This window comes from Rhizobium sp. T1470, assembly GCF_042140505.1.
GTDB lineage: Bacteria > Pseudomonadota > Alphaproteobacteria > Rhizobiales > Rhizobiaceae > Rhizobium > Rhizobium favelukesii.
In genome coordinates, this window is the sequence record NZ_CP148091.1 from 3,215,552 (window position 1) to 3,231,262 (window position 15,711).

General features: G+C 59.9%; 13 protein-coding genes. 7 read left to right on the forward strand and 6 right to left on the reverse strand.

What is annotated here, in order from left to right; all coding sequences use genetic code 11:
- Window positions 1-128: 128 nt before the first annotated feature.
- The 3 genes from WGT02_RS16210 to WGT02_RS16220 all read left to right on the forward strand — a co-directional run bounded on the left by WGT02_RS16210 (window position 129) and on the right by WGT02_RS16220 (window position 3,386).
- Window positions 129-521, forward strand: a complete 393-nt coding sequence (locus tag WGT02_RS16210) for a hypothetical protein (protein ID WP_082321224.1) — start codon at window positions 129-131, stop codon at window positions 519-521.
- A gap of 332 nt (window positions 522-853) precedes the next feature.
- On the forward strand, window positions 854-2,548 hold the full coding sequence (locus tag WGT02_RS16215) for a DEAD/DEAH box helicase (RefSeq protein WP_024317675.1): 1,695 nt from the start codon (window positions 854-856) through the stop codon (window positions 2,546-2,548).
- A 196-nt stretch (window positions 2,549-2,744) separates the two neighbouring features.
- A complete protein-coding gene (locus WGT02_RS16220) occupies window positions 2,745-3,386 on the forward strand; it encodes a VOC family protein (protein ID WP_024317674.1) in 642 nt (213 codons plus the stop codon).
- Here WGT02_RS16220 and WGT02_RS16225 read toward each other — a convergent pair.
- Window positions 3,383-4,294, reverse strand: a complete 912-nt coding sequence (locus tag WGT02_RS16225) for a DMT family transporter (protein WP_024317673.1) — start codon at window positions 4,292-4,294, stop codon at window positions 3,383-3,385. The two genes, WGT02_RS16220 and WGT02_RS16225, sit on opposite strands and share 4 nt — an antisense overlap.
- Window positions 4,295-4,647: 353 nt before the next feature.
- On the opposite strand from WGT02_RS16225, the gene WGT02_RS16230 reads away from it, so the two are divergent.
- Genes WGT02_RS16230 through WGT02_RS16240 form a run of 3 tightly spaced genes read left to right on the forward strand, consistent with a single transcriptional unit; the run spans window position 4,648 to window position 7,828 of the window.
- Window positions 4,648-6,057, forward strand: coding sequence for a circularly permuted type 2 ATP-grasp protein (locus WGT02_RS16230; protein ID WP_024317672.1), 1,410 nt, complete (start codon window positions 4,648-4,650; stop codon window positions 6,055-6,057).
- Window positions 6,057-6,998, forward strand: a complete 942-nt coding sequence (locus WGT02_RS16235; RefSeq protein WP_024317671.1) for an alpha-E domain-containing protein — start codon at window positions 6,057-6,059, stop codon at window positions 6,996-6,998. The genes WGT02_RS16230 and WGT02_RS16235 overlap by 1 nt, the downstream gene beginning before the upstream one ends.
- A gap of 11 nt (window positions 6,999-7,009) precedes the next feature.
- Entirely contained in the window at window positions 7,010-7,828 is an 819-nt protein-coding gene (locus WGT02_RS16240; protein ID WP_024317670.1) for a transglutaminase family protein, read from the forward strand.
- A gap of 76 nt (window positions 7,829-7,904) precedes the next feature.
- Here the strand turns inward: WGT02_RS16240 and WGT02_RS16245 are convergent, their stop codons facing one another.
- The 5 genes from WGT02_RS16245 to chvE form a co-directional block, all read right to left on the reverse strand.
- On the reverse strand, window positions 7,905-9,338 hold the full coding sequence (locus WGT02_RS16245) for an aldehyde dehydrogenase family protein (protein ID WP_208249953.1): 1,434 nt from the start codon (window positions 9,336-9,338) through the stop codon (window positions 7,905-7,907).
- 71 nt (window positions 9,339-9,409) lie between these two features.
- Window positions 9,410-10,405 carry an AraD1 family protein gene (gene araD1 / locus WGT02_RS16250; RefSeq protein WP_024317668.1) on the reverse strand — a complete coding sequence of 332 codons (996 nt, stop codon included), beginning with the start codon at window positions 10,403-10,405 and terminating at the stop codon, window positions 9,410-9,412.
- 112 nt (window positions 10,406-10,517) lie between these two features.
- The gene (gene mmsB, locus WGT02_RS16255; RefSeq protein ID WP_024317667.1) at window positions 10,518-11,726 is read right to left on the reverse strand and encodes a multiple monosaccharide ABC transporter permease; all 1,209 of its coding nucleotides are present in this window, start codon (window positions 11,724-11,726) and stop codon (window positions 10,518-10,520) included.
- Window positions 11,723-13,261 (reverse strand): multiple monosaccharide ABC transporter ATP-binding protein, encoded by a 1,539-nt coding sequence (mmsA, locus tag WGT02_RS16260; RefSeq protein ID WP_208249951.1) that lies wholly within the window; start codon window positions 13,259-13,261, stop codon window positions 11,723-11,725. The genes mmsB and mmsA overlap by 4 nt, the downstream gene beginning before the upstream one ends.
- A gap of 99 nt (window positions 13,262-13,360) precedes the next feature.
- A complete protein-coding gene (gene chvE / locus WGT02_RS16265) occupies window positions 13,361-14,425 on the reverse strand; it encodes a multiple monosaccharide ABC transporter substrate-binding protein (RefSeq protein WP_208249949.1) in 1,065 nt (354 codons plus the stop codon).
- A gap of 273 nt (window positions 14,426-14,698) precedes the next feature.
- Between chvE and WGT02_RS16270 the strand changes: the two genes are divergently transcribed.
- Complete coding sequence (locus tag WGT02_RS16270; protein ID WP_208249947.1) at window positions 14,699-15,709, forward strand: LysR family transcriptional regulator; 1,011 nt, start codon at window positions 14,699-14,701, stop codon at window positions 15,707-15,709.
- Window positions 15,710-15,711 lie beyond the last annotated feature (2 nt).

Below are 15,711 nucleotides of genomic sequence, written 5' to 3' on the forward strand. Positions count from 1 at the left end.
GTAAACATCCCGGAATTGTGGTATAGTTTCACTCGTTTCTAGAATGGACCCGTTCAGTTGGCCCGTATACCCGAACGGTTTTGCCTGACGGCTTCAAGAACAAGCTTCGTCTGCGAAAGGAGACGACCATGTCCGTACTTCATAAAAGCGTGGCGGCGGGCTTAATGGCATTGATCCTGACTGGTGCATCCCTCATCCCGGCAACACCCGCAAATGCCAACAGTGACTTCTGGGGTGGCGTCGCCGCTGGAGCCGTCGGCGGCATTCTGCTGTCGCAGGTTGCACGCCCCTACCCTTATTATGGCTACTACCCGGGCGCGTACTACAGGCCATACTACAGGCCCTACTACAACTCCTATTATAGGCCTTACTACGGCTACAGACCGTACTACAGGCCTTATTCGGCGTATCGGAGCCCCTACAGACCCTACTATTCGCGGTACTACTACGCGCCTCGCTGCCATATCGAATGGCGACGCAGCGGTTGGGGCGAAGCTTACCGGACAAGGGTCTGCTACTGAGATCTGCGTGGCTTGGGGGCGTGGCCGGGCTTTGCGGCCGCCGCTCCCTGAACCGGTGCTCTTGACTTTTGGCCCGAACTAGACCAAATGCAGGCCAGCTTTCACCTTCCGGCCGCCGCGTGAGCGTGCCCCTGCCAGCAAATAGGATGCAGGAAGAAGGACAAAAGCGCATTTCATACAGGCCGCATCCCAAGACGCGGCAGAAGCGCTGGAAAGCTTTTTCCAACAAGACAAGTTCCCACTTCACGCGGGGTTCTTGACGCCAGAATGACACCGGGCCGCACTCTGCGATCCGGCGGATTTGTTTTGGCGCGCCCTAAAAAGGTTATGACTTGACCAATTTTGAATCGCTTGGTGTGTCCAAGCCGATCGTCGCTACACTTTTCCAGCTCGGCATCGAAACGCCGACCCCTATCCAGGAAAAGGCAATCCCGCTTCTCCTTCAAGGCCGTGACCTCATCGGCCTCGCCCAGACCGGCACCGGCAAGACGGCTGCCTTCGGCCTGCCGCTGATCGAAAAGCTCATCCCCGAAGAACGCCGCCCGGACAACCGCACGACCCGTACGCTGATCCTGGCGCCGACCCGCGAACTGGTGAACCAGATCGCCCAGAACCTGAAGAACTTCCTGCGCAAGTCTCATCTGCGCATCAACGTCGTCGTCGGCGGCGTGTCGATCAACAAGCAGCAGTTGCAGCTTGAAAAGGGCACGGACATTCTCGTTGCCACGCCGGGCCGCCTGCTCGACCTCGTCAACCGTCGCGCCATCGGCCTCACCGCCGTGCGCTACCTTGTGCTCGACGAAGCCGACCAGATGCTCGACCTCGGCTTCGTGCACGACCTGCGCAAGATCTCCAAAATGGTGCCGAAGAAGCGCCAGACCATGCTGTTTTCGGCCACCATGCCGAAGGCGATCGCCGATCTCGCTGCCGACTTCCTGACCGATCCGGTCAAGGTCGAAGTCACGCCTCCCGGCAAGGCTGCCGACAAGGTCGAACAGTATGTTCACTTCGTCAACGGCAAGAACGACAAGACCGATCTCCTGAAGAAGTCGCTCTCCGAAAACCCCGATGGCCGGGCCATCGTATTCCTGCGCACCAAGCACGGCGCCGAGAAGCTGATGAAGCACCTCGAGCATGTCGGCTATTCCGTTGCCTCGATCCACGGCAACAAGAGCCAGGGCCAGCGCGAGCGCGCCCTCAAGGCCTTCAAGGACGGCGACATCAAGACGTTGATCGCCACCGACGTCGCTGCCCGCGGCATCGACATTCCGGCCGTCAGCCACGTCTACAACTACGACCTGCCTGAAGTCGCCGAAGCCTATGTCCACCGTATCGGCCGTACGGCCCGTGCCGGTCGCGACGGCATCGCGATTGCCTTCTGCGCGCCTGACGAGTCGCGCCTGCTGCGCGACATCGAGCGCCTGATGAGCATCAACATCGCCGTTGCCAGCGGCGAAGCCCCTGCCAACATGAACGCGACCCCACGCCGCGGCAATGGCAACGGCAATGGCGGCAACCGCGGCCAGGGTCGTGGCGGTGAAGGTCGCGGCGGCGAAGGCCGTGGCGAACATAACCGCTCGGGCGGTCGTCCGGAGCGTCGTCCGCGTCGCGAAGGCGAAGGCGGCGAAGTGCGCGCCAACAACGAGGAACGGCGCGAGCGTCGTCCGCGTCCGGAGCGCCAACCCCAGTCCCAGCGCAACGAGGACTTCCGCGGCCAGCGCCGTGGCGAGCCTACGCCTGCCGTCGGTCCCGACAATGATCTGGCCACGACGTCCGACTTCCGTGCGGCCCGCAATTCGCAGCGCCCGCAACATGGCAACCATGCCAATGGCAGTGATGCAAACCGTCATCATCCCGGCGGTGGCGCACGCAACGCCCACGGTCGTGCGGCCCGCAAGCACGGTGAAGACCGCGGCGCGCAAGCCAATGCCGGCGGTGGCGAGCGCGGCGAACGTCGCGAAGGCAACGGCGGCAACCGCCGCCCTTCGCGCGGTGGCAACGGTGGTCAGCGCCGCGAACGCGCCTGATTAAAGAGAGGGGGCGGGAGAAATCCCGCCCTTCAAAACGTGCGTCTTGAGGCGCCAGATCGATTCCCATTATTTCAATCCTACCTTGTAGCAACCGGTCAGCTGCGTTAGCATGAGGGTGCTGCTGTAGGGCGCGTCGGCCTCAGGCCGGAGGGGCGTTGCCCGCCTACGACAACGTCGAATGTAGTGCGCGCCCATGCCCAATATCGAAAACCTTCGAAAGCAAGCCAAGACCTACCTGCGATGGCATCGCCAACGGTACTATCCCGTGGCGGCGCAAATCAGGTGGATCCTGCCCGGATATCGAGACCAAAGCGATCGAGAGATACTGGACGCAGATTTCAAGCTCAGCGACGCCCAGGAGCTTGTTGCCAGAAAGCATGGCTTTGCGAATTGGCCGGCGCTGATCAAAGGGATCGAAGCCATGACAGACACGCCAGTCCTCAATAGCAACGGCTCGCTTATCATATCGGCGCAGCCGCAACTCTTCGTCGCCGACCTCGATGCCGCATTCCGGTTTTATGTCCAGCAGCTCGGCTTTAAAGTCGCATTTTCCTATGGAGAGCCGCCGTTTTATGCCCAGGTCTTTCGCGATGGCGCCTGCTTGAATCTGCGAAAGGTCGGCGTGCCAGCTTTCGATGCCGGCTTCAGAGCCCGAGAGGTCGATGCCCTTTCCGCAACCCTGACACTCGACGATCCGAAGCCGTTGTTCCTGGAATATCAGGCGGCCGGTGTCCCGTTTCATCAGTCTCTACGGACCGAGCCATGGGGTGCACGCACCTTCATCGTGCGGGATCCGGATGCAAACCTGATCGCCTTTTCAGGCGGCGATATCTAGGCGCGCCTCATCGTGGCCATATCTCGTGAAGGCACGCTCGCCGGTCGGTTCGTCAGATAGACGCCGGCAACGACCACGATGGTGCCGAGGATCAGGGGCAGCGTCAGCGGCTCGCCGAAAGCGATAAAGGCCTCGAGCGCCACCGTTGGCGGCATCAGATAGATGAGCGAAGCCGCCCGCGAGACCTGACCGCGACGGATGAGATAGAGCAGCAGTCCGACGCCGCCCATCGAGAGCCCGAATACCGACCAGATGAGCGCCGCGATGGCCTGCGCCGACGCATCGAAATGCATGCGCTCGAAAGTAAGCATCAGCGGCAACGTGACGATCAACGCACCGACATATTGTAGCGTGGCGATCGGCAGAAGGTTGCCGGTCTGCAGATGTTTCTTTTGATAGAGCGTTCCGTAAGTGACGGAACACATGGCGATAAGGTTGATTGCCAACGGCAGCGCCGCATGCGCCAGATCAGCGGTGGCGGGATCGAAGAGCTTCGGCGATATCGCCATGGCGATGCCGAGGAAACCGAGCAGCAGACCAAGCCTCTGGACGCCCTGCAGGCGCTCGCCGACGAGCAGCGGCGCAGCCATTGCCGTGAGAAGCGGCTGCAGGGCGGCAATGATGCCTGATACCCCCGCCGGCACGCCATTCGCGATCGCCCACCATAGGCCAGCGAGATAGAAGCCATGCAGGAACACACCGGAATAGACCGCCTTGAAAGCAACCGCCCTGCCGGGCCACGCCGCGCGCATCACCAGGCAAAGGCTGAAAAACGCCAGCCCCGACAACGCGTAACGCACCGCAAGGAAGGTAAAGGGCTCCGAGTGGAGGGCGGCGTATTTCGCCACGACCCAGCCGGTCGACCAGAGAAGAACGAAAATGGCGGGTGCAAAGCGATCAAGCGACATAAATTGATCCTGGGGGCAATGGATTGCGGTGGGGATAGCCGACCGATGGGCTGCCCGTCAAAGGCGAACCGCTGATCCTTACCTGAAGTTTCGTTGATGCTGGGCGCAGCCTCCATCCGACCCTGCGGCCGAAATTGAATCGGATGCCGATTTGAAAATGATCAACTGCTCACATTTTGAGCGATCGCTGAGGATTGACGACAGGAGCGCCGACGCCTGCTTTCGATAAATGCCAGTTTTTCGACTGTTTTGGCCGTCGGAAGGTTTTTACGAATCTCGCCTTCAAACTGTGCATGGTTCTTGCATTGCTATTTGCATTGTATTCAAATGAACAAAAAAGGGGAGCCACACCTTTGGCATTTGATGAAATGATCACCGCGGACGAAAGTCCGCGTCCGCCATATGAAAAATACTTTGAGTGGTACAATAGCCAAGATCGAACGCATCTGATTGCCAAATCGCAGGACGCGGAAAACATCTTCCGCAAGACTGGCATTACATTTGCGGTCTACGGACACGCTGACTCCTCCGAAAAGCTCATCCCCTTCGACATCATCCCCCGCATCATTTCCGGCCGCGAATGGCGCAAGCTCGCTCAGGGCATCGAGCAGCGGGTCATTGCCCTCAACGCCTTTCTCGATGACATCTACCACAAACAGGAAATCATTCGCGCCGGGCGCATTCCGCGTGAGCTGATCGAGAGGAACGATACCTTCCTGCCCGAGATGATCGGCTTCCGGCCGCCCGGAGGGGTCTACACCCACATCGTCGGCACCGATATCGTGCGCACCGGCGAGGATGAATTCTACGTGCTGGAGGACAACGCCCGCACGCCTTCCGGTGTCAGCTACATGCTGGAAAACCGGGAAACGATGATGCAGATGTTCCCGGAACTGTTCCACACCAACAAGGTCCGGCCGGTCGAGGACTATCCCTACCTGCTGCGCCAGAGCCTGGCATCGCTTGCGCCTCCGGGCTGCAAGGGCAAGCCGCGCGTCGCCGTTTTGACCCCCGGGATCTACAATTCGGCGTATTACGAGCACTCGTTCCTGGCCGACACGATGGGCGTCGAGCTTGTCGAAGGCTCGGATTTGCGCGTCATCGACGGCAAGGTGAAGATGCGCACAACGCGCGGCTACGAGGCGATCGACGTGCTCTACCGCCGCGTCGACGACGACTTCCTCGATCCCCTCACCTTCCGACCGGATTCCGCGCTCGGCATCCCGGGGATCATGGATGTCTACCGCTCCGGTAACATCACCATCGCCAATGCACCCGGTACCGGCATATCGGACGACAAGGCGATCTATTCCTATATGCCCGAGATCGTCGAGTTCTACACTGGGCGCAAGCCGATCCTGGAAAACGTGCCGACCTGGCGCTGTTCCGAGCCGCAAAGCCTCAGATACGTGCTCGAGCATCTGGAAGAACTCGTCGTCAAGGAAGTACACGGTTCAGGCGGTTATGGCATGCTCGTCGGCCCGACAGCTTCGAAGAAGGAACGCGCCGACTTTGGCGAGAAGTTGAAGGCGAAGCCTGCCAACTACATCGCACAGCCGACGCTTTCGCTTTCGACCGTGCCAATCCTCGTCAACAAGGGAATTGCGCCGCGCCATGTGGACCTGCGCCCCTATGTTCTCGTCTCCGACAAGGTGCAGATCATCCCCGGCGGTCTGACCCGTGTAGCCCTGAAACAGGGTTCGCTGGTGGTCAACTCCAGCCAGGGCGGCGGCACAAAAGATACCTGGGTATTGGAGGACTGATGCTCGGAAGAACCGCAAACGGACTCTACTGGATGTTCCGTTACTTCGAGCGCGCCGAGAACATCGCGCGCCTCATCGATGCCGGTCTTCGCATGTCGCTGACACGAAGCGGAACCGGTGACGACGATTGGGATGGCGTCCTGCAAAGTGCGGGCGTGCGCGAGACCTACGACGAAGGCCACAGCAAGCTGACAAGCGCTGATGCCATCGACTACCTGCTGCGCGATCGCACCAATCCCTCGAGCGTCATGTCCTGCGTCGACTACGGGCGAAACAATGCCCGTATGGTGCGCACGGCGCTGACCCGCGAAACCTGGGAGGCGACCAACGAGTTCTGGATCGAACTCAAGGCTCTGCTCTCCAAGAGGCTGAAGCCGGCGGAACTGCCTGAAGCAATCGATGCCATCAAGCATCGCGCCGGGCTAATCCGCGGCGCCTTCCATGGTTCCATGCTCAGAAACGAGCTCTATAACTTCGCGCGCATCGGCACCTTCATCGAGCGCGCCGACAATACGAGCCGCATTCTCGACGTGAAGTACTATGTGCTGCTGCCCTCGGTCTCTGCCGTCGGCACGTCGATCGACAATATCCAGTGGGAATCGATCCTGCGGTCGGTCTCCGCCCACCGCTCCTATAGCTGGGCCTATGACGGGGAGTATCGCGCCATGAACATCGCCGACTTCCTGATCCTCAATGGCCAGATGCCGCGCTCGCTCGCCTACTGCTACGAGAAGATCGTCAGCGAACTCGGCTATCTCGCCAAGGACTACGGCGAGCGGCTGCCGGCGCACGGCACGGCAGACGCCATCCGCAAGACGCTCCAGACACGTGCCATCAAGGAGATCATGGATCAGGGCCTGCATGAATTTCTCGAGGATTTCGTCACGCGCAACAACCAGCTCGGCATGGAAATTTCCGACGGCTACCGGTTCTACGTATAGGCGGGCATCACATGAAACTTAAGATCAGCCACGTCACCGAATATCACTACGACGAACCGTCAACCTTCTCGCTGCAGCGGCTGCGACTGACGCCGCCGACCATGGTTGGGCAAACGGTCCTCAACTGGTCGCTACATGTCGAAGGCGCCAAGCCTGAAGTCGAGTATGACGATCAGTTCGGCAACCACGTCAACCTGGTCTCTCTCGACGGTGAGCAGCGGACGACACGCATCGTCGCCGAAGGCGAAATCGAAACAGCAGATCAAAACGGCGTCCTCGGCCCTCACCGCGGGTTCTGCCCGCTCTGGCTGTTCCTGCGCGAGACGCCGAGGACGAAGCCCGGCAAGCTTGTCAAGGAGCTGATCAAAGGCGTGAGCGGCGAAAACGAGCTCGCCCGCATGCATGCGCTGATGTCGGGGATTCATGAGATGGTGGCCTACCGGCCCGGGACGAGCGACACGGAAACGACAGCGGAGCAGGCGTTGGAGAAGAAGAGCGGCGTCTGTCAGGACCACGCCCATATCTTTGTCGCCGCCGCGCGGAGCCTCGGGGTGCCAGCCCGCTACGTCTCCGGTTACCTGATGATGGAAGAGAAGGTCGAGCAGGCGGCGACCCACGCCTGGGGCGAAGCGCATGTCCCCGGCCTCGGTTGGGTCGGCTTCGACCCCGCCAACAATATCTGCCCTGACGCGCGCTATGTGCGTGTCGCCTCCGGCCTCTGCTACCGCGATGCAGCGCCGGTTTCGGGGATGCGCATCGGCACGCCGGGAGAAAAGCTCTCTGTCGTTGTCAAGGTGGAAGATCAGGGACAGATGCAGAGCCAGAGCTGAGCGGCTCGCCTGGGAAGAACTCACTATCGGATTAGCCGAGCCGCCGCAGGGCGGCTCGGATCGTTTTGGGCGCTCGTTAGGCCAGCGTGTAAGCCGTCTTGACGGTCGTGTAGAACTCGGCGGCGTACTTACCCTGCTCGCGCGGGCCATAAGACGAACCCTTGCGGCCGCCGAACGGAACGTGGAAATCGACGCCTGCGGTCGGCAGGTTGACCATCACCATCCCAGCTTCGGAGTTGCGCTTGAAGTGCGTCGCATGTTTCAGGCTGGTCGTTGCGATCCCGGCCGACAGGCCGAATGGCGTGTCGTTGGCGGTCGCCAGCGCCTCTTCATAATCCTTAACGCGGATGACGGAGACAACGGGTCCGAAGATTTCCTCGCGCGAGATGCGCATCTGGTTCGTGGCTTCCGTAAAGAGTGTCGGCTGCAGATAGAAGCCGGGCGTCTCGCGGGTGATGAGTTCGCCGCCAAAGGCGAGCTTGGCGCCTTCTTGTTTGCCGATCTCGATGTAGTCGGTATCGGTCTTGAGCTGCCTTTCGTCGACAACCGGGCCGATGTGGGTGCCTGATTTCAAGGCGTTGTCGACGACCAGCGTCTTCAGCTTCTCCGTTAGCGACGCGACGAACGTGTCGTGGATGCCTTCGGTGACGATCAGGCGCGACGACGCTGTGCAGCGCTGGCCGGTGGAGAAGAAGCCAGAATTGGCGGCTGCCTCGACGGCGACGTTGAGGTCGGCATCATCGAGAACGACCATCGGGTTCTTGCCGCCCATTTCGAGCTGGAACTTGCGGTTATGCTCAATCGAGGCGGCTGCGACGCGGCGTCCCGTGCCGGTCGAACCGGTAAAAGTGATGCCGGCGACATCTGCACTGTCGAGCATCGCCTGGCCGACCACCGAACCCTTGCCCATGACCAAGTTCAGCACGCCTTTCGGCAGGCCCGCACGATGCAGGATGTCGACGATCGCCCAGGAGCAGCCCGGAACGAGTTCGGCCGGCTTGAAGACGATGGTGTTGCCGTAGCACAGCGCCGGCGCGATCTTCCAGGCGGGAATCGCAATTGGGAAGTTCCAGGGCGTGATGATGCCAATGACGCCGAGCGGATCACGGGTGATCTCGACGCCGATATTCGGACGGACCGACGGAATGATCTCGCCTGCGAGCCGCAGCGCTTCACCGGCGAAGAATTCGAAAATCTGCGAAGCGCGGATCGTCTCGCCGATCGCTTCGGGTAGCGTCTTGCCCTCTTCGCGGGCAAGCAGGGCGCCGAGCTCGTCCTTGCGCGCCATGATCTCGTCACCGGCCTTTTTGAGGATGACGTGACGTTCCCAGATGCCGGAGCGCGACCATGCCGGGAAGGCTGCCTTGGCGGCGGCAATGGCATTCTTGGTGTCTTCGACCGTACCATCCGCATAGAGGCCGACAACCTCGTTGGTATCCGACGGATTGATGTTCTTGGTCGCGTCCGAGCCGACCCATTCGCCGGCAATTAGGTTTTGATAAACGGTCATGGGCTGATTGGGCCTCCTTCACCGTTCTATGAAAAACGGTCCGGACGCAAAGCGCCCGGGCCTTTTCGAAATCAGAGCTGCTTGACGGCAATCTCTTCTTCGGCGGCAATCTTAAGCGGGTTGCGCAGCGGCAGGCCGAATTCGGCGACTTCGATTTCGAAGACGTCGCCCTCTTCCGCCTTTATGCCTTCCGCAAAGGAGAGCGTCGCAGTGCCGAACATATGGACGTGAACGTCGCCCGGCACGCGGAACAGGCCGTATTTGAAGTGGTGATATTCGAGGTTGGCGAAGGTGTGCGACATGTTCGCCTCGCCCGAAAGGAAGGGCTTCTCGAAGATCACCTTGTCGCCGCGCTTGATCCGCGAGGTGCCGCGGATGTCGTCCGGTGCCGCGCCGATGCGGATTTCCGGGCCGAAGCTTGCCGGACGCAGCTTGGAATGCGCGAGGTAGAGGTAGTTGATCCGCTCGGTGACGTGATCGGAGAATTCGTTCGACAGAGCGAAACCGATGCGGAACGGCGTGCCGTCTTCCGCAATCACATAGATGCCGGCCATTTCAGGCTCTTCGCCGCCGTCGAGCGCGAAGGAAGGCGAGACCAGCGGCGTGCCGGGAGCGGCCGAGCCGTAGCCGTTGCCCTTGTAGAACCACTCGGGCTGAACGCCCTTCTCGCCGGCTTTCGGCTTGCCGTTCTCAAGGCCCATCTTGAACATCTTCATCGAGTCGGTGAGCGTCTCTTCAGCCGCCTCGGAGGTCTTCTTGTGCATCGAGTCGCGCGTCGCGGCCGAACCCAGATGCGTAAGACCGGTGCCCGTCAGATGCAGGTGCGCAGCATCAGGATGCGTCATCGGCGGCAGAAACTTGCCTTCGGCATACGCCTTTTCGAGATCAACCGCATCGCCGAGGCCATGCGCTTCGATCACGGAAACCAGCGACTTGCCGCCATTTGCTGCTTCCATGGCCAGCGCGTAGACGCTGCCGGCGTTCTTGACGGCTTTCGCGATACCGCCCGGCTCGCGCACGGCGACGATGATCTCTCCGTTCGAACCCTTGATCTGCGAAATGAGCACGGTCTTCATCCTTTTTTTCGATAGCGCGGAAAATGCTCCGCCAATCCGGCTCTAGAATGAACCGGATTGGTAAGTTCACATGACTGCGAATACGTGGGCGGCGCCGGAGCGCTTAGCCCTTGTTCTTGTTGTAGACGTCGAAGAAGACGGCAGCCAGAAGCACCAGTCCCTTGACCATCTGCTGGAAGTCGATACCGAGGCCGACGATCGACATGCCGTTGTTCATGACACCCATGATGAAAGCGCCGATGACAGCACCGGTGATCTTGCCAACGCCGCCGGACGCCGAGGCACCGCCTATGAAGCACGCTGCGATAACGTCGAGTTCGAAGCCGACGCCTGCCTTCGGGGTCGCCGAGTTCAGGCGAGCCGCAACGATCATGCCGGCGAGACCAGCAAGAACACCCATGTTGACGAAGGTGTAGAAGCTCAGCCGCTCGGTGTTGATACCGGAAAGCTTGGTGGCCTTTTCGTTGCCGCCCATTGCGTAGACACGGCGGCCAATCGTGGTGCGGCGCGTCACGAAGGTGTAGGCGGCGATCAGCACGAGCATGACAACGAGAACGTTCGGCAGGCCCCTGTAGGTCGAGAGCTGGAAGCCGAGGAACAGGATCGCCAGCGCGATGATGACGTTCTGTGCAACGAAGAAACCATACGGCTCGACATCGATGCCGTGGCTCTCGTTCACCTTGCGGCGACGCCAGGCAAGGAAGAACAGCACGACCGGGATGATGACGGTCAGGATCAGCGAGGTCGAATGCAGCGGGATGCCCGCGATATCGATCATATCGCCTGGCAGGAAGCCCGTGCTGATGACCTGGAAGTCTTTCGGGAACGGGCCAATGTTCTTGCCGCCGAGCACGAACAGCGTCAGTCCGCGGAACACCAGCATGCCGGCGAGCGTCACGATGAAGGCCGGGATACGGTGATAGGCGATCCAGTAACCCTGAGCGGCGCCGATAACACCACCGATGATCAGGCAGAGAATGCCGGCCAGCACATAGTTCATTTGCAAATTGACGGTCAGGATGGCCGCTATCGCGCCGACGAAGGCGACGATCGAGCCGACAGAAAGGTCAATATGTCCGGCCACGATGACGAGCAGCATGCCGAGCGCCATGATGACGATGAACGAGTTCTGCAGAACGAGGTTCGTCAGGTTGACGGGCTTGAAGAGAATGCCGCCCGTATAGAATTGGAAGAACACCATGATCGCGACGAGCGCGATGAGCATGCCGTATTCACGAATGTTGCTTCGGATATAGTCCGCAACGGAAACGACGTTGCTTTCCTCGGTGGCTGAAGGGTTGACCGGAGTCATTGTTTCTTCTCCCCTGAGCGCATGATAGCGCGCATGATGGTTTCTTGGCTCGCCTCTCCCTTTGGCAGTTCCGCAACGATACGTCCTTCATTCATGACGTAGATGCGGTCGCACGTGCCAAGCAGTTCCGGCATTTCCGATGAGATCATCAGAACGCCTTTGCCGTCGGCGGCGAGCTGGTTGATGATAGTATAGATTTCGTATTTCGCACCGACATCGATACCGCGTGTGGGCTCGTCGAGGATCAAAACGTCGGGATCGGAGAACAGCCACTTCGACAGCACGACCTTCTGCTGGTTGCCGCCCGAGAGATTGACCGCTTCCTGGAAGATGCTGGAGCTGCGGATGCGCAGCTTCGAGCGGTAGTCCGATGCGACCTTCGATTCCTTGATACTGTCGATAACCGTGGCGCTCGACACGCCGGCCAGATTGGCGAGCGTCGTGTTGTGAACGATGTTCTCGCCGAGCACGAGGCCGAGATGCTTGCGGTCTTCGGTCACGTAGGCGAGACCGGCATCGATCGCCTTGCGAACGGTGCTGACATCGACTTCCTTGCCGTGCATGAAGACGTCGCCATGGATCTTGTGTCCGTAGGACTTTCCGAACAGGCTCATGGCGAATTCGGTGCGGCCGGCGCCCATCAGACCGGCGATGCCAACCACTTCGCCCTTGCGGACGGTGACGTTGATATCGTGCAGGACCTGGCGGTCACGATGATGCTGGTGATAGGCGTTCCAGTTCTTCACCTCGAGGATCGTCTCGCCGATCGGCACGGAGCGCGGCGGGTAACGATCGGCGAGCTCGCGGCCCACCATGTTCTTGATGACGATGTCTTCGCTGATCTCTTCGGTCTGACAGTCGAGCGTCTTGACCGTCATGCCGTCGCGCAGAACCGTGATCTGGTCGGCGACCTTGCGCACTTCGTTCAGCTTGTGCGTGATGATGATCGAGGTCAGGCCCTGGTTGCGGAACTCGATCAGAAGTTCGAGCAGCGCGTCGGAATCCCTTTCATTGAGCGACGCCGTCGGCTCGTCGAGGATCAGCAGCTTGACGCTCTTCGACAGTGCCTTGGCGATTTCGACCAGCTGCTGCTTGCCGACGCCAATGTCGGTGACGAGCGTTTCCGGCGACTCCTTGAGGCCAACCTTGCTCAGCAGCTCTTTCGTGCGCTTGAAGGCTTCCTGCCACTTGATGATGCCGTTCTGGGCGACTTCGTTGCCGAGGAAGATGTTTTCGGCGATCGACAGGAGCGGCACCAGGGCCAGTTCCTGGTGAATGATGACGATACCGATTTCTTCGGAATCCTTGAGTGCCTTGAAATGACGGACGTCGCCTTCGTAGACAATGTCGCCGTCGTAGGTTCCGGCCGGGTAGACGCCGGAGAGAACTTTCATCAGGGTCGACTTTCCGGCCCCGTTTTCACCCACCAATGCGTGGATCTCACCCTGTCGAACCTTGAGGTTCACATTCTCAAGCGCCTTCACGCCTGGGAACGTCTTGGTGATGTTCCGCATTTCGAGGATTGTATTGTCCATGGTCATAATCCAGCGCCAGCAGCCAAAAGGGGCTCGGCGATCATAAAATTGAAGACCGGAACCTGCAAGCAGCGGGTTCCGGCCAACTTGGTACAATTATTACTTCAGCTGGTCAGCCTTGTAGTAACCGCCTTCGACGAGGATCTTCTCGTAGTTCGTCTTGTCAACTGCAACAGGGGTCAGCAGGTAGGACGGAACAACCTTGACACCGTTGTCGTAGGTCTTGGTGTCGTTGACTTCAGGCTCCTTGCCTTCCATCAGAGCGTTGACCATGCCGACGGTAACCTTTGCGAGATCACGGGTGTCCTTGAAGATCGTGGAGTGCTGCTCGCCAGCGATGATCGACTTGACCGACGGAACTTCAGCGTCCTGGCCGGAAACGACCGGGAGCGGCTGGTCCGGGGTGCCGTAGCCAACGCCCTTCAGCGACGAGATGATGCCGATGGACAGACCGTCGTAAGGCGACAGAACTGCATCGACCTTCGCGTCGGTGTAGTTAGCCGAGAGCAGGTTGTCCATACGAGCCTGGGCCGTTGCCGCGTCCCAACGCAGCGTACCGACCTTGTCCATGCCGGTCTGGCCAGACTTCACGACGAGCTTGCCGCTGTCGATATAAGGCTGCAGGACAGACATAGCGCCGTCATAGAAGAAGAAGGCGTTGTTGTCGTCCGGCGAACCGCCGAAGAGCTCGATGTTGAACGGGCCCTTGCCATCCTTGAGGCCGAGGGCGTCAACGATGGAGGTTGCCTGCAGAACGCCGACCTTGAAGTTGTCGAACGTCGCATAGTAGTCGACGTTGGCCGAGTCGCGGATCAGGCGGTCGTAAGCGATGACCTTGATACCGGCGTCATGAGCCTTCTGGAGAACGTCGGAAAGCGTCGTGCCGTCGATAGCGGCGATGACGAGAACCTTTGCGCCCTTCGTGACCATGTTCTCAATCTGAGACAGCTGGTTCGGAATGTCGTCGTCAGCGTACTGCAGGTCGGTGCTGTAACCGGCTTCCTGAAGCTGCTTGACGATGTTGTTACCGTCGTCGATCCAGCGTGCGGACGACTTGGTAGGCATTGCGATACCGACAGTCCCCTTGTCGGCAGCCATAGCCGGCATAACGAACGACGCGACGCCGAAGGCCGCCGCTGCCATCAATGAGATAATGGATTTCATATCTCTCTCTCCCTTAGTTAATAAACGCGCGGACGAAAAATCGCCCGCCCCGAAACTGTGGCAGGTTCCGTCTTGGATCATACTTCAGATGGTGAGAAACGAAGTAGGTCTCCTCCACGCTCTCACACGTGTTGAGTGCCAACCAGCACACGGCGGCAAACTGGTATGGATTCCCATAACTGTCAAATAGAATAACTGGTAAAGTGCATAACAATTTTGGTATATCGTTAAAAAGTATTACTTTTGATGGAACGCGGTTGGGAGGCCGCAACCATGGCGTTCATTTCAGACCCCCAGACGCATGCCCATGTAGACATTCCAACGGATATTTTCGGCGATGACGCCCTTTTGAGATCGGGGCTCAAGCTGAATCACCTACGGATGATCGTCGCAATCGAAGATAGCGGGCAGATTTCCGCCGCTGCCGAGGTATTGAACATTTCGCAGCCAGCGGCATCGCGAATCCTGTCGGAAATGGAGTCGATCGTTAAGACGCCACTGTACGAACGCGTCGCACGTGGCGTCGTGCTGACGACCTTCGGACTGGCACTTGCCCGACGGGCGCGAAAGATCATGCTGGAGCTGCGCGAGGCCGGCCGGGAGATTGCCGAACTGAAGACCGGAAAGGGCGGCGCCGTGTTCATCGGCGCGGTCACCGCGCCAGCCATGAGCCTCGTCGTACCAGCGATTAAGCGCGTCAGAAGCGCCCTGCCCGGCATAGAGGTCACCATACAGGTCGAAACGAGCAACGTGCTTACCCGCGAACTGCTCGCCGCCCGGCATGACTTCATCATCAGTCGCATTCCCGACGATCTCAATCCACGCCTGTTCCAGGTCCAGGAGATCGGCGTGGAGAAGGCCTGCCTGATCGTGCGGGGCGGCCACCCGCTCCTGAAGAAGAAAAAGGTCGCCACCCTCGAAGACCTTCCACGATACGACTGGGTGTTTCAGCCACCCGGGACGCTGCTGCGCCGGACGATCGAGGACCTGTTCCTCTCTCGCGGCGTGCCGCTGCCGGAAAATATCGTCAACACGTCTTCCCTGCTGCTCACCTGTGCCACGGTTTGCCAGACGGATGCGATCGCTCCAATCGCGCTTGACGTCGCGCAATTCCTGGCGACCCACAAGTCGAAGGCATCGGATGTCCGGGTGCTGCCGATCGATTTCGACATCAACGTCAGGCCCTACAGCCTGATCACGGTCAAGGAGCGGGCACTGCCCCCAAGCGCACGGCTGCTCTATGACCTGGTGCTTGCCGAGAGCAAGAAGGCGGCTGCGAGCTGACA

What these genes read in the sequence shown, in the direction of transcription:
- WGT02_RS16210 (WP_082321224.1), top strand. Translation starts at nt 129, where the DNA reads ATGTCCGTACTTCATAAAAGCGTGGCGGCGGGCTTAATGGCATTGATC.
- WGT02_RS16220 (WP_024317674.1), top strand. Translation starts at nt 2,745, where the DNA reads ATGCCCAATATCGAAAACCTTCGAAAGCAAGCCAAGACCTACCTGCGA.
- WGT02_RS16225 (WP_024317673.1), bottom strand. Translation starts at nt 4,294, where the DNA reads ATGTCGCTTGATCGCTTTGCACCCGCCATTTTCGTTCTTCTCTGGTCG.
- WGT02_RS16235 (WP_024317671.1), top strand. Translation starts at nt 6,057, where the DNA reads ATGCTCGGAAGAACCGCAAACGGACTCTACTGGATGTTCCGTTACTTC.
- WGT02_RS16240 (WP_024317670.1), top strand. Translation starts at nt 7,010, where the DNA reads ATGAAACTTAAGATCAGCCACGTCACCGAATATCACTACGACGAACCG.
- WGT02_RS16245 (WP_208249953.1), bottom strand. Translation starts at nt 9,338, where the DNA reads ATGACCGTTTATCAAAACCTAATTGCCGGCGAATGGGTCGGCTCGGAC.
- mmsB (WP_024317667.1), bottom strand. Translation starts at nt 11,726, where the DNA reads ATGACTCCGGTCAACCCTTCAGCCACCGAGGAAAGCAACGTCGTTTCC.
- mmsA (WP_208249951.1), bottom strand. Translation starts at nt 13,261, where the DNA reads ATGGACAATACAATCCTCGAAATGCGGAACATCACCAAGACGTTCCCA.
- chvE (WP_208249949.1), bottom strand. Translation starts at nt 14,425, where the DNA reads ATGAAATCCATTATCTCATTGATGGCAGCGGCGGCCTTCGGCGTCGCG.
- WGT02_RS16270 (WP_208249947.1), top strand. Translation starts at nt 14,699, where the DNA reads ATGGCGTTCATTTCAGACCCCCAGACGCATGCCCATGTAGACATTCCA.